Here is a 12,552-nt window from a genome sequence, read left to right on the forward strand (position 1 = left end):
TTCGACGTCGTCGACACCGTCCGCAAGGAAGAACCCGACCTCTTCGACGACCAGCTCCAGCAGCAGGTCACCGACATGCTCCACGAAGCCGTCGAAGCCGAGCTGCAGTTCGCCCGCGACCTGTGCGGCGACGGCCTCCCGGGCATGAACACCGACTCCATGCGCCAGTACCTCGAATGCGTCGCCGACCAGCGCCTCACCCGCCTCGGCTTCGCCCCCGTCTACGGCTCCGAGAACCCCTTCTCCTTCATGGAACTCCAGGGCGTCCAGGAACTGACGAACTTCTTCGAGCGCCGCCCCTCGGCCTACCAGGTCGCGGTGGAGGGCACCGTCGACCTGGACGAGGACTTCTGAGCGGCGGTCACTTCAGCTTGACCGCGTCCCCGGCCGACACGACCCGCGCGGTCGTCGTCGTGCCGGGGAAGTACCAGCGCCAGCTGCCCGCCGAAGTGGCGGTGACCTTGGTGCTGAGCTTCCCGGCGTCGCCCGTTCGTACGGTCTTGACCGTACGGTAGTGGGCGGCGCCGTCCGCTTTGAACTGGAGCTTCACGTCCTGCCCGGTGAATCCGTGGTACTTCAGGTCCTCCCAGTTCGCCCGGGACAGCTTGCCGGTGACGGTCAGCTCGGCGCCCTTGGCGACGGGCTCCGGCGCGGCGTCCGTGGTCAGCTGCGAGGCCCGCTTGACCTTGTACTCGGCGATGCGGTCGGAGATCCAGTAGTCGCCGTCGTTCGCCTTGACGGTGGCGTTGACCTGCCAGACGCCGGCCAGCTTGTTGCTGTCCATGTCGTCGCTCTGGCGGATCCAGGCCGGGTCGACCGTCATCGTGGCCGTGCACACCGACGTGGTGTGCGACTGCTTCTTGCACGAGGACCCGGTCCAGTCGAAGAAGCCCCATCCGTAGGTCGTGTTGAAGGTGCTGACATCGGTCAGCCCCTTCACACCCGAGTTGTCCTTGACGGTGATGGCGATGGGGAACGTGACCTTCTTCGACGTCCCGACGGTCACGTTGCCGCCCTTGTTGACGACGGTCTTCACGACGCGGATGTCTCCCCTGCCCTCCGCGTGCGCGCCCGTCGCGGTCAGCAGGGTCAGGGCCGCGGCTCCGCCCGCCAGGGCCCAGGCCGTTCTGGCCGTTCTGCCTCGCATGTTCCCACCCCTTGTGATGATCCTTTTGGTGACCCTTGTGATGATCAGGGAGAGGGTACACAGCGGGCGGACAGGGGGCGTACGGCGTTTCTGTCAGGCGTGGCGGGCCACGCCGTGGCGCCTCCCGAGGGGCTTGGGCTCTTCCGCCGGACCCGTGGCCTTGGACGTCCCGCGCTGCTCCGCCTCCCGGAGCTGCCGGTCGATGCGCCGGTCGCGCAGGGCACCGAGCACGGACGGGAGGATCAGGAGGACCAGGATCCCGACGGTGGCGAGCATTCCGATGAGGCCTTCGATCTGGTTTCCGTTCATGGACACCACTGTCGCGCCGGATACTCCTTACCGTGAGTGGCAGGACTGCCGTAGAACCTCGAATTACTGCCAGCGCTGAGGCACACTGGCAGCATGCTGAAGAACGTGGCCGCCGTGCTGCTGGACGGGGTGCATCCTTTCGAGCTGGGTGTCGTGTGCGAGGTGTTCGGCATCGACCGCAGCGACGACGGACTGCCGGTGTACGACTTCGCCGTGGTGTCGGCGGAGGGGCCCGACCTGGCCACGCACTGCGGGTTCACCGTGTCCACGCCGTACGGCCTGGAGCGGCTGGAAGAGGCCGACCTGATCGCCGTACCGGCCGGTGAGACCTATGCGGAGCGCGCGTATCCGCAGGAGCTGCTGGCGGCGCTGCGGCGGGCGGTCGACCGGGGCACGCGGGTGCTCAGCGTCTGCTCCGGGGTGTTCGTGCTGGCCGCGGCGGGGCTGCTGGACGGCCGGCGGTGCGCGGTGCACTGGCACCACGCCGAGCAGCTCTCCCGGCGCTACCCCCGGCTCACGGTCGAACCGGACGTGCTGTACGTGGACGAGGATCCCGTGATCACCTCCGCCGGCACCGCCGCCGGGATCGACGCCTGTCTGCATCTCGTGCGCAAGGAGCAGGGCCCGGAAGTGGCCAACAAGATCGCCCGCCGGATGGTGGTGCCGCCGCACCGGGACGGCGGGCAGGCGCAGTTCATCGAGCGCCCGCTGCCGAAGGCGCCCTGCGACACGGTCGGGGAGGTGCTGGCCTGGATGGAGGCGCATCTCGATCAGGAGGTCACGGTCGAGCAGCTCGCCGCCCGCGCCCATATGGCGCCGCGCACCTTCGCCCGGCGCTTCCAGCAGGAGACGGGGACCACTCCGTACCGGTGGATCCTGCGCCAACGGGTGCTACTGGCGCAGGAGTTGCTGGAGGGAACGGACGAGACCATGGACGCCATCGCCTGGCGTACGGGGTTCGGTACGGCCGCCGCGCTGCGTCACCAGTTCGTCCGGGCGCTGGGGACCACGCCGCATGCCTACCGGCGCGCGTTCCGGGGCCCCCAGGCCGCCTGAGCGCGCGCCGGCAGCAGGTGGCCTACCAGGGCTTCGCCCGCAGCAGCAGGTTGTGCGGGCGCAGGGTGATGCCCACCCGGGTGGCGTCGTCGGACCCGCTGACCTGCTCGAAGCGGTACCTCGCCGAGATCGCCGCGGTGATCAGGCTCAGCTGGGTCATGGAGAAGTGGTCGCTGGGGCACTTGCGGTTGCCCACGCTGAACGGGCTCATGGCGTACTTCGGTACGCCCTTGGCCCGTTCGGGCAGCCAGCGGTCGGGGTCGAAGTCTAGGTGGCTGGCGTAGGAGCGGCCGTCGCGCTGGATCGCGTACGGGCTGTAGACGATGTCCGCCCCGGCCGGAATGCGATAGCCGCCGAGCGCGGTGTCGGTCACCGCGCGCCGCGTCAATATCCATACGGCGGGCCTGAGCCGCATGGCCTCGACGACGACATTGTTGGTGTGCGTGAGTGAGCGAACGTGCTCGAATCCGACCGGTCGACCAGCGGTCACGGATTCGACCTCGGTCCGTACCTTCTCGGCGTGTTCCGGGTGTTCGGCGAGGACCTGCAGCAGCCACATGATCGTGGACGCGACTGTTTCGCTGCCGGGGGTGAGTATCGCGACGACCTGGTCGTGGATCTCCTGTTCCCCGATGGGGTCGCCATTGTCGTCCTTCGCCTCCAGCAATGCCGTCAGCAAATCGTCCGGCTTTTGACCAGACGCCCTCCGCTCGGCGACGATCTCGTCCACCAGCAGATGCAAATCGGCCAGTGCCCGGTTGAATTCGCGGTTGGCCGGAAACGGCAGCCGGTAGAGCGGCCCGAGCGGGATCACCATCCTGCGGTACATGCCGCGGAAGACGGTGGCGAGGTCGATGCTGAGCCGTTCGGCGCGCTCGTCCATGTAGTCGCCGCGCAGCAGGCAGCGGGCGGCGATGCGGACGGCGACCCGGAAGGACTCGGAGGTGCAGTCGATGGTCTCGCCGGGTTTCCAGCGCTCGGTCAGGGCGTGCGCCTCCTCCTCCATGACCGGGCCGTAGGCGGGTATCGCGTCGAGCCGGAACGCGGGCTGGATGGTGCGCCGCTGCCGGCGGTGCCGGGGGCCGTTCGCGGTGGCCACGCCCTCCTTGCCGAGCAGGCCTTCGAGGGACTCCCACAGCGGGCCGTCGATCTTGAAGTCGGGGCTGAGGGCCAGTGCTCCGGTGAGCGCCGGCGTGGTGACGGCGTACACCGTCTTGGGGCCGAGTTTGAGGCGGACGACCTCGCCGTGGTCGCGCAGCGCGGACATGAAGGCGAGCGGGTCGCGGGCCAGTTTCAGGCCGTGCCCGAGGACCGGTACGGCACCTTGGGCCAGGGGCGGTTCGCGCAGTTCGGGGGTGGCGGGAGTCGCGGAGTTCACCGACTCTACGGTCATTTCTCACCTGCCGTTTCGTTCGTGACGTACGGGGGCGTGGACCGGTCGTCCCAGCTGTCGACCATGTATCGGCCGGACTCGTGGTGGAACCAGTAGACGGAGCTGAACCAGTTGCGCATATTGCCGACGCAGGACCGGACGGCGGCGCTCAGTTCCTTGCCGCGGACCGTTCCGTCGTCGATTTCACGGGCGAACCTCAGGGCGTCCTGCTCGGCGTCCAGGAATTCACTGATGCATTCCTCGACGCGTCGCCTGACTTCGTCGACGGCTTCTTCCAGGGTCAGCCCCACATGGCTGATGAGGCTGATTCCGAGATTGTGCACCTCGTCGCCCGCTATTTCCTTCGGCAGCGAGCAGAGGTCGTTGTACCAGGCGGCGAATTCCTGACTGAGGAGGGCCGCCCGGCGATACGCCGGGTTTTTCCGCACGGCGTCCGGGAGTTCGCACCCGGCACTGGGCTCCAGCAGGTCCGTCCATATCCAGTGCGCGAAGGTGAGGCGGCGCAGGGCGAGATACTCCTCGACGCCGGGTATGTATCCCTCGGTGCGGTTGCGGAATTCACGGTCGTAGGCCTCTATCACCGCGTGGAAGTGCCGGGTGAACCGCCGGTTCCAGGTGTGCGGCAGGAAGCCGTACAGCCGCAGCACGCTGTCCGAGAAGGCCGCGACCAGCGGGTCGGGGTGGTTCAGATGGTGCCTGGGTGCGTCGAGAGCCGTGTGCAGCCGGTACCGCAGCCGCCGCCAGTCGCCCGCCCTGCCGTGCACGATGTCACGGTCGTGGCGGTCGTCCCAGACGAAGAACCAGGTGCTGTAGTCGGCTATGGCCTGCAGGACCTCGGCGGAGGCTCCTGTGTAGTAGCCCGCCATGAGGTCGGTGTAGCAAAGTCCGTCGGCATATTCCTGAACCTTGTCCGCCGGCATGAGCCGTTTTTCCAGGAGCCAGAGCCGGGTCTTCTCCTGGAGTCTCGGCCAATACGGGTGCAGTTGCCGGGGAAAGGCGGATTCGATCACCGGGAGTGCCAGTGACGGTGGTACTACGACCGCCGTCGACGTCGCTGTGGTGCTGCGCAGGAAAGCTTGCACGAACAAACCCCTCTCAGCCGCCAGGAGCGCACACCCCTCCCGCTGTGCCGGGCGTGCGCCGTTGCGTATCCCGCACTTCCATTCAGCACCACAACTGACCATCGTGGGAACGGATTTGCTCCACTCACTACCCCATGGTGCCGAGAATCCCCCCTTGTGTGACTGATTAAGGATCACAAGAGGCGCAGAATGGGTCGGTTGTGCGTCGCACGCGCGAGCGAACTATGGCGACGCGAAGGCGCCCGGCCAGGAAGGATCCCGGCCGGGCGCCCAAGTGAGCCGCGTGGGTCAGTCGTTGGCGACCACGGGGTAGCGTGGCTCGTTCTCGGCCATCTGCCGCAGCGCGTCCTTGCGGTCCCGCTTCGACAGCCGGTCGATGTACAGGTAGCCGTAGAGGTGGTCGGTCTCGTGCTGCAAACAGCGCGCGAAGTAGCCCGTGCCCCGGACCCTGATCGGGTTGCCCTTCTCGTCCTGGCCCGTCACCTCGGCGTAGTCGGGGCGCGCGAGCGGCGCGTACGCGGTCGGCACGGACAGGCAGCCCTCGTTGCTGTCGTCGAGGCGGCGCTTCTCGGCGGGCAGGTCGACCAGCTTCGGGTTGCACACCACACCGACGTGCCGGACGCCCTCGTCGTCCATGCAGTCGTAGACGAAGACCTTCAGGTCGACGCCGATCTGGTTGGCGGCCAGGCCCACGCCCTCCGCGGTGCGCTGGCTGGCGAACATGTCCGCGACCAGCTGGTCCAGCTCCGCGCCGAACGCGGTGACGTCCTTGCACTCCTTGTGCAGCACCGGGTTGCCGACGACCGTGATCGGCCGCGAGGTGCCGCGCTCGCGCCAGGCGGTCTCGCGCTCCTCGCAGTCCTCCGTGTCGACGACATAGCCCTCGTCGTCGACGGGGAGCACGCCCGCGTGCTGCTGATCGGTGTCCTGCTGCGCCATGACCGACGTACGCCTTCCTGCAAGCCTGGAAAATTCTGCGAGTACAGCCTAAAGGCGGCTGCGCGTGGACGGCTCAGCAAACCTCTTCCAGGTCCCGCCAGTCCCTGGAGTCAGGGCTGTCCGCGACCCAGCCGTCCAGCAGCCCCCTGACCAGCGAGGCCGGCGCCGCGAGGCCGCACTCCCGCTCCGGCACCCACAGCTGCCCGTCGGTGCGGTGCCCCAGCGGCCCGGGATGGCCCGGCTCGCTGTGATCGTGCGGGTCGAGATGCACGCCCTCGCCCTCGTCCGACGGCATCCGTGACTCCGAGCACATCCGGCACAGCAGCCGCACGGACGACGACCAGTCCTCCGCGGCGAACCCGGCGTCGGCCGCGAGCTGCTCCAGCGCGTCCCGGTCGGCCTCGGTGGCCGCCTCCAGCAGGACCACCCAGGTGGGGACGGGCGACGGCGCCCACAGCTCGATCTCGTCGAAGACCGGGTAGGAGTGCCCGGTGGATGTGGTGCGCTCGCCGTGCGGGACGCCGTCGTGCAGCACGACCTCGCCCCAGCGCCGCCCGGAGGAGGGCAGCGGGATCGACAGCACCTCGATCCGCGCCGGGTCCAGTCTGCGGCCCCAGACCACCTCGGCCTCGCCCTCCGGGGAGAGCCGTACGGCCGCGCTGCCCAGCTCCATGCCGAGCGGTTCCCCGGACGCGGCGCCGCCCGCCCCGGCCTTCGGGCGGGAGCCGCCCCCGGGCACCTTCAGCCCGTACGCCTGCCAGGCGCGGCGGGCCAGCGGCCAGTCCTGCAGGGCGGTCGCGGCGATGCCGACGTTCCACCAGTCGGGCGCCCCGGTCTCCCGGTCGAGCAGGGCGACCGCGCGCAGTCCGGCCGCGCGGGCCTGCTCCCAGTCGTGCCGGAACTTGTGCAGCAGGGCGAGGTTGAACCAGGACTCCGACAGCCAGGGTTCCAGATCGGCGGCGCGGGTCAGCAGTTCACCCGCGTCCTCGTAGCGTCCGTCGCCGATGAGCGTGAACGCGCGGTCAGTGGCCTGCCGCCAGGAGGCGGAGGGCCGGTGCCGTCCCTTGCCGAAGATCCTCACGATTCCCGCCTGCCAGTTCCAGTTCCGCACAGTGGGCTGGCTTGTGCCCCCGGACACCCTCTCCCTCGCATCCAACCACGTGCGGCGGGAAAGGCGCTCATTACCCATGGGTTACCCAGCCGGGAGCGGGGTCAGACAGTCCCGTTCGCTGCGCCGGCACACGCTCCCGTGCCTCCCGGGGCTGGGCCAGCACCCGGGCCAGCGACTCCACGACCTCGGGAGCGTAGTCCCCGGCGGTGCCGAGCCGCAGTTCCTCCAGCGCGCGCAGGGGGCCCTCGGGTCCGGCGTCCCGGGTCTTCTCCTCGTAGGCGTTCACGGCCCGGACGATACGGGCGGCGAGCGGCTGCTCCGGACAGGGGTCGGCCTGCCGCTCCACGACGACGGCGACGGCCGCGTCGACCCCGGTCTGCCGCACGACGGCCCCGCCGAGCAGGGCGATGCGCCGCTGCTCGGCGACGGGCAGGGCGGCGGTGGCCCCGGCCGGGACCGGGTCGACCAGGCTGAGCTGGCCGATGTCGTGCATCAGGGCCGCGTACTCCAGGACGGTCAGTTCGGGCCCGGTCAGCCGCAGGTCCCGGCCGACGGCGAGGCTGAGCTCGGCGACCCGGTGGGCGTGCCCGGCGGGGGTGTAGCCGGCGATCTCGGTGGCGCGGGCGAGGGAGGCGATGGTCTGCCGGTAGGTGGCGCGGACGGCCGCGTACCGGCGCACGGACAGCTGGACGAGCAGCAGCGGCAGGCAGAACACCGGCAGCGCCCACAGGCCGGCGACGGCGACCGCGAGCGCCATCACGGCGCCGGTCGCGCAGACGGCGGAGCCGATGCCGAGCAGCCCGCGCAGTTCCTCGCGCAGCAGGGGGCCGAACGGCCAGCGGGTGCGGCAGTGGGCCAGCGCGGCGGCCAGCACGGCGCCGCACAGGGAGGTGAGGGCCAGCAGGGTGAGCAGCAGCAGGGCGTACGCGGAGCCGTCCCAGGAGCTGAAGACGCCTCTGTTGTAGAGGGGTTGGAAGCAGACGGCGGCGAAGCCGACGGTGAGGACGCGGCGAGCCAGGTGGTCGACGGTGGGGGCGGTGCCGGACCAGATGTGCGGGACGGCGCCGAGCACGGCGGCGACGAGGACGACGGTGACGACCTGGGCGGCGTCGTGCCGGCTGGGCTGCCCGGCGTCGGCGCCCAGCAGGGCGTACGACAGGGAGCCGGCGGCGCCGAGGGGTGCGGCCTGGCGGGACTGGCCGTCGCTCCACCGGGTCAGTTCGCCGACGGCTATGAGCACCCCGAAGGCGAGCGCGACGCCCCGGTCGGCCGGGCCGTACCACAGGGTGAGGGCCAGGGAGCCGGCCGCAACGAGGGCGGCGGTGCCGTGGATGAGCCGCAGGACGGTCATCGGGGCGCCCCGGTGCGCGGGCCCCGCTCGGCGGGCGCGGTGTCGTACGCCGGTTCGTCGGCGGTGACCGCCGGGTGCCAGCCGGAGCGGTGCAGCGCGCGGACGAGGGCGGTGACCATGCGGGGGTCGAAGTGGGCGCCGGCGCAGCGCTCCAGCTCGGCTACGGCCGCCTCGACGGGGCGGGCCCTGCTGTAGCAACGGGTGGAGGTCATGGCGTCGAAGGCGTCCGCGACGGCGACGATCCGGGCGCACTCGGGGATCTGGCTGCCGGCCAGGCCGTACGGGTAGCCGCTGCCGTCGAGCCGTTCGTGGTGGTGGAGGATGGCGGCGCGGGCCTCGCCGAGGAAGGAGATCCCGCGGACCATCTCGTGGCCGTACTCGGGGTGCAGCTCGATGATCCGCCGCTCCTCGGGGGTGAGCGGGCCGTCCTTGCGCAGCAGCCGGGTGGGCACGCCCAGTTTGCCGACGTCGTGCAGGATGCCGGCGAAGCGCAGCACCTCGACCCGCTCGTCGTCCATGCCGAGTTCGCGGGCGATCAGCACGGAGGCCTGCCCGACGCGTTCGCTGTGGCCGCGGGTGTAGCCGTCCTTGATGTCGACGGCCTGGACGAGGGCGCGGATGGTGGCCTGGTGGGCCGCGCGTTCGCGGTGGTACTGGGCGAACACCCACCCGGAGACGCACATCGGCAGCAGCACGAGCAGCGCGGAGGCGGGGCCGTACGGGCTGCGCCACAGGACGGCCATCATCAGGCCGGCGAGTCCGTGCACCGCGACCGGGGCGAGCGAGCGGGCCAGCAGGCCGCGCCAGGCCCTGCGCAGCGGCACCAGTCCGGCCGCGGCGCGCAGGCCGCCGTCGAGCGCGGTGAGCACCAGGCAGAAGGCGAGGACGGCCGCTCCGGCGGGCAGCAGGGCGTACGGGAAGTCGGAGCCGCGGACGGCGTCCACGCCGCCGAGCGCGCCGTGCACCTGGGCGGCGGCCCACACGGCCGACGCGGGCTGCGCGGCCCGCCACAGGCGCCGCGGCAGGGCGGGCCGGTGCTCGACCGGGGAGAGCAGGGCGGCGGGCACCGGGACGAGCGCGGCGGCCGACGGGGGCAGCAGGAACGCGCCGGCGAGCAGCACGGGGTAGAAGGTGCCGCCGAAGCGGCGCCGTACGACGTGCTCACAGGCCGCGTAGAGCGCGGCGAGCAGGGTCAGGGCCCACCAGGGCGTGGGAGTGGCCGGCAGGGGCCGAAGGCAGAGCGCGGTCAGCAGGGCGACGCCGGCCACATAGCCGCGTGCCCTCACCGGTACCGCGTCCATCACGCCCCTCCCCGACCGTGCCTGTCCAGGGCTCGGAGCCTAGGGCGGGGATCGGGGGGTGCGGGGCTTATGACCTGAGGATTAGCACGTTCGGGTGATATGACCCGGCGTGTCCCGGAGGGTCAGGACTCCTGCGGTGCCGTGGGAGCCTTGGTCACGTCGTGCTCGGGCACGGTCTGGCCGGAGCGGATCAGGTCGATCCGCCCCATGACCTTGGCCCGCAGGTCGGCGGGCACGTCGTCATGCCCGCAGCACCGCTTCACCAGCTTCTTCACGGCCTGCTCCAGGCCGTACTTCTCCAGGCACGGGGAGCATTCCTCGAAGTGGTGCTGGAACTTGTCGCGATCGACGTCCGGCATCTCGCTGTCGAGGAACTCGTACAGGTGGTCGAGGACCTCACCGCAGTCCGTCTCGTGCGGATCTCCGCAGCTCATGAGCCCGAACCTTTCGCTTCGTTCGACTCTCCGGCGCCCGCCGGGACCAGCCCGCGCTCACGGGCGTAGTCCTCCAGCATCCCGCGCAGTTGACGGCGGCCCCGGTGCAGCCGGGACATCACCGTACCGATGGGTGTCCCCATGATGTCCGCGATCTCCTTGTACGCAAAGCCCTCGACGTCCGCGAGATAGACGGCGATGCGGAACTCCTCGGGGATCGCCTGCAGCGCTTCCTTCACGTCCGAGTCGGGCAGGTGGTCGAGCGCCTGCGACTCGGCGGAGCGCAGACCCGTCGACATGTGCGACTCGGCGCGGGCGAGCTGCCAGTCCTCGATCTCCTCCGCGGCCGAGCGCTGGGGCTCGCGCTGCTTCTTGCGGTAGGAGTTGATGAACGTGTTGGTGAGGATCCGGTACAGCCACGCCTTCAGGTTGGTGCCCTCGCGGAACTGGTGGAAGGACGCGTACGCCTTGGCGTAGGTCTCCTGCACCAGGTCCTCGGCGTCGGCCGGGTTGCGCGTCATGCGCAGCGCGGCCGAGTACATCTGGTCGAGGTATTCGAGCGCGTCCCGCTCGAAGCGCGCGCTGCGCTCCGCGGTCGTCTCACTGGACGCGTCCGCGCTGACGCCCTGGCCCTCGGGCAGCTCCGCCTGGCCGTTGTCGGTCCCTGCGTCGGTCCCAGTGACCGGACCCACCTCCTCAAGATCCCGGGCGGGACCGAAACCGGTCCCACTCGATTCGGAGGATAGAACACGACCCGTGCCTGCCGCCGCTCGAATAGGAGCGGTCTTGGCCGCGTGCAGCACCGACCAGTCCAGGTCAGCAGTGCGCTTGCGGGCCGGGCAGATGGTCGAACCCATGCGGCGGACTTCCTCTCCTACGACGTCGGTGCCGAGGCCTCAGCACTTCTGTCGCCGTCAACAGCGGGCCGCCGCACAACATTCCCGGGTCACCCGAGTGACTCGACCCACTCCCGCACCGCGCCGGTGACGATCTCCAGCGCCCGCTCCTGGGTGATCTCCGCGCGCTTGGGCACGGCGAAGCCGTGATCGCCGTAGGGCACCTCGGCCAGTGCGAAGTCGCCCTCCGGGAATTCCGCCGGCTTCCCGAAGGGGTCGTTGCCGCCCTGCACGACCAGCGTGGGCACGCCGGCGCCGAGCAGCTCGTCCGCGCGGGACTTCTCCGGCCTGCCCGGGGGGTGCAGCGGGAAGCTCAGCGCGAGCACGGCGTGGGCGCCCAGCTCTGCCGCCGTACGGCAGGCGACCCGGGCGCCGGCGCTCCGGCCGCCGGAGATCACCGGCAGCGCCATCCCGGCCAGCGCGGGCCAGATGCCGCGCCAGCCGGTGTCCAGGGTCTTCGGCGCGGGCGCGACCTTCTTGCCGGCGACCCGCCAGGGCTGCTCGACGAGGGCCACGCTCACGCCGTCCGCGGGGAGCGCCTGGGCGAGGGCCTGCAGGTCCCGCGCCTCGATGCCGCCCCCGGCACCGTGGCTGACGGCCAGCACCAGCCGTGCCTTCTTCGCCCGGTGCCAGGTGATGCGGGCGGTACCGGCGTCGGTCTCGACAATTTCGATCACGTCAGAAGAGTGTGCCCTCTTCCGGTGCCTCCAGCTCCTTCAGCAGCTCCGCGCCGTTGTTGCGGACGTTGCTGACGGCGGTGGAGACCGGGTAGGCGCGCATCAGGCCGGCCGGGGGCGGGGTGAGCAGGGCGCGCAGGTCGTCGGGGTCGGTGCGGGAGGGGTCGAGCCAGGAGTCCCAGCGGTCCGGGGTGAGCATCAGCGGCATCCGGGGGTGGATGTCGGCGAGGGTGTGCGGGCCGTCGGCGGGGGCGACGGCCAGGGGGGTCTTCTCCGCCTCGGTGGTGATCACCGAGCAGGTGACCCACCAGGCCTGGGGGTGGTCGTCGGGCAGGGTCCTGTCGCGCCAGAACTCGTACAGGCCGGCCATCGCGAAGACCGAGCCGTCGGCGGGCAGCACGAAGTACGGCTGCTTGCGCGGTCGCTTCTTCTTCCCCTCGACCTCCAGCTCCCGCTCGTCCTTGCCGGTGACCCACTCGTAGTAGCCGTCGGCCGGCAGGATGCAGCGGCGGGCTGCGAAGGCGCGCCGGTAGGAGGGCTTCTCGTGCACGGTCTCGGCGCGCGCGTTGATCATCCGGGCGCCGCCCTCGGGCGTCTTGGCCCAGGAGGGCACCAGTCCCCACTTCAGCTTGCGCAGCTGGCGAACCGGACGCGGGGAGTCCGCGTCTTTCAGGGGACGGTCGAGGACGGCGTAGACCTCCTTGGTCGGCGCCACGTTGTAGTCCGGCTCCAGGGTCTCCTCGGGCTCCCACTTCTCGACCTCGAAGATTCCCGCGAGATCCTCGGGCCTACGACTCGATGCATACCGTCCGCACATCTGTGATCACCCCTCCGACCTGCGGAAACGCTGGAGCAC

The 12,552-nt window shown here is 70.7% G+C and carries 14 protein-coding genes; 2 read left to right on the plus strand and 12 right to left on the minus strand.

The features are described from left to right. Positions 1-354: ribonucleotide-diphosphate reductase subunit beta (locus ABZ937_RS33685; RefSeq protein WP_361697463.1), on the plus strand; the 354-nt coding region annotated here is incomplete at its 5' end. 7 nt (positions 355-361) lie between these two features. Here the strand turns inward: ABZ937_RS33685 and ABZ937_RS33690 are convergent. Continuing rightward, entirely contained in the window at positions 362-1,147 is a 786-nt protein-coding gene (locus tag ABZ937_RS33690) for a hypothetical protein (RefSeq protein ID WP_361697465.1), read from the minus strand. 93 nt (positions 1,148-1,240) lie between these two features. Beyond that, positions 1,241-1,456: a hypothetical protein gene (locus tag ABZ937_RS33695; RefSeq protein WP_361697467.1), complete on the minus strand. Its 216-nt coding sequence runs from the start codon at positions 1,454-1,456 to the stop codon at positions 1,241-1,243. A gap of 93 nt (positions 1,457-1,549) precedes the next feature. Here ABZ937_RS33695 and ABZ937_RS33700 point away from each other — a divergent pair, with 93 nt between their 5' ends. Continuing rightward, positions 1,550-2,512, plus strand: coding sequence for a helix-turn-helix domain-containing protein (locus ABZ937_RS33700; RefSeq protein WP_361697469.1), 963 nt, complete (start codon positions 1,550-1,552; stop codon positions 2,510-2,512). Positions 2,513-2,534: 22 nt separating this feature from the next. Here the strand turns inward: ABZ937_RS33700 and ABZ937_RS33705 are convergent, their stop codons facing one another. The 10 genes from ABZ937_RS33705 to ABZ937_RS33750 form a co-directional block, all read right to left on the minus strand. Further along, complete coding sequence (locus ABZ937_RS33705) at positions 2,535-3,905, minus strand: cytochrome P450 (protein WP_361697471.1); 1,371 nt, start codon at positions 3,903-3,905, stop codon at positions 2,535-2,537. Next, positions 3,902-4,975, minus strand: coding sequence for an epi-isozizaene synthase (cyc1, locus tag ABZ937_RS33710; RefSeq protein WP_361697613.1), 1,074 nt, complete (start codon positions 4,973-4,975; stop codon positions 3,902-3,904). Before cyc1 ends, ABZ937_RS33705 begins: the two co-directional genes overlap by 4 nt. Positions 4,976-5,275: 300 nt before the next feature. Then, entirely contained in the window at positions 5,276-5,926 is a 651-nt protein-coding gene (gene def, locus ABZ937_RS33715) for a peptide deformylase (protein WP_361697473.1), read from the minus strand. Positions 5,927-5,999: 73 nt separating this feature from the next. Further along, positions 6,000-7,007: a hypothetical protein gene (locus ABZ937_RS33720; RefSeq protein ID WP_361697475.1), complete on the minus strand. Its 1,008-nt coding sequence runs from the start codon at positions 7,005-7,007 to the stop codon at positions 6,000-6,002. 100 nt (positions 7,008-7,107) lie between these two features. Beyond that, on the minus strand, positions 7,108-8,388 hold the full coding sequence (locus ABZ937_RS33725; RefSeq protein WP_361697477.1) for a metal-dependent phosphohydrolase: 1,281 nt from the start codon (positions 8,386-8,388) through the stop codon (positions 7,108-7,110). Then, on the minus strand, positions 8,385-9,689 hold the full coding sequence (locus tag ABZ937_RS33730; protein ID WP_361697479.1) for an HD-GYP domain-containing protein: 1,305 nt from the start codon (positions 9,687-9,689) through the stop codon (positions 8,385-8,387). Before ABZ937_RS33730 ends, ABZ937_RS33725 begins: the two co-directional genes overlap by 4 nt. Positions 9,690-9,811: 122 nt before the next feature. After that, complete coding sequence (rsrA, locus tag ABZ937_RS33735; protein ID WP_361697481.1) at positions 9,812-10,123, minus strand: mycothiol system anti-sigma-R factor; 312 nt, start codon at positions 10,121-10,123, stop codon at positions 9,812-9,814. Then, positions 10,120-10,815, minus strand: a complete 696-nt coding sequence (locus ABZ937_RS33740; RefSeq protein WP_361697483.1) for a sigma-70 family RNA polymerase sigma factor — start codon at positions 10,813-10,815, stop codon at positions 10,120-10,122. The genes rsrA and ABZ937_RS33740 overlap by 4 nt, the downstream gene beginning before the upstream one ends. Before the next feature lie 254 nt (positions 10,816-11,069). Beyond that, on the minus strand, positions 11,070-11,696 hold the full coding sequence (locus tag ABZ937_RS33745; RefSeq protein WP_361697485.1) for an alpha/beta family hydrolase: 627 nt from the start codon (positions 11,694-11,696) through the stop codon (positions 11,070-11,072). 1 nt (position 11,697) lies between these two features. After that, on the minus strand, positions 11,698-12,513 hold the full coding sequence (locus ABZ937_RS33750; protein ID WP_361697487.1) for an SOS response-associated peptidase: 816 nt from the start codon (positions 12,511-12,513) through the stop codon (positions 11,698-11,700). Positions 12,514-12,552 lie beyond the last annotated feature (39 nt).

Source organism: Streptomyces sp. NPDC046727 (assembly GCF_040645635.1).
Taxonomy (GTDB): domain Bacteria; phylum Actinomycetota; class Actinomycetes; order Streptomycetales; family Streptomycetaceae; genus Streptomyces.

Coding starts and splice junctions, on each gene's coding strand:
- ABZ937_RS33690 (WP_361697465.1), bottom strand. CDS start 1,147: ATGCGAGGCAGAACGGCCAGAACGGCCTGGGCCCTGGCGGGCGGAGCC.
- ABZ937_RS33695 (WP_361697467.1), bottom strand. CDS start 1,456: ATGAACGGAAACCAGATCGAAGGCCTCATCGGAATGCTCGCCACCGTC.
- ABZ937_RS33700 (WP_361697469.1), top strand. CDS start 1,550: ATGCTGAAGAACGTGGCCGCCGTGCTGCTGGACGGGGTGCATCCTTTC.
- ABZ937_RS33705 (WP_361697471.1), bottom strand. CDS start 3,905: ATGACCGTAGAGTCGGTGAACTCCGCGACTCCCGCCACCCCCGAACTG.
- def (WP_361697473.1), bottom strand. CDS start 5,926: ATGGCGCAGCAGGACACCGATCAGCAGCACGCGGGCGTGCTCCCCGTC.
- ABZ937_RS33725 (WP_361697477.1), bottom strand. CDS start 8,388: ATGACCGTCCTGCGGCTCATCCACGGCACCGCCGCCCTCGTTGCGGCC.
- ABZ937_RS33730 (WP_361697479.1), bottom strand. CDS start 9,689: ATGGACGCGGTACCGGTGAGGGCACGCGGCTATGTGGCCGGCGTCGCC.
- rsrA (WP_361697481.1), bottom strand. CDS start 10,123: ATGAGCTGCGGAGATCCGCACGAGACGGACTGCGGTGAGGTCCTCGAC.
- ABZ937_RS33750 (WP_361697487.1), bottom strand. CDS start 12,513: ATGTGCGGACGGTATGCATCGAGTCGTAGGCCCGAGGATCTCGCGGGA.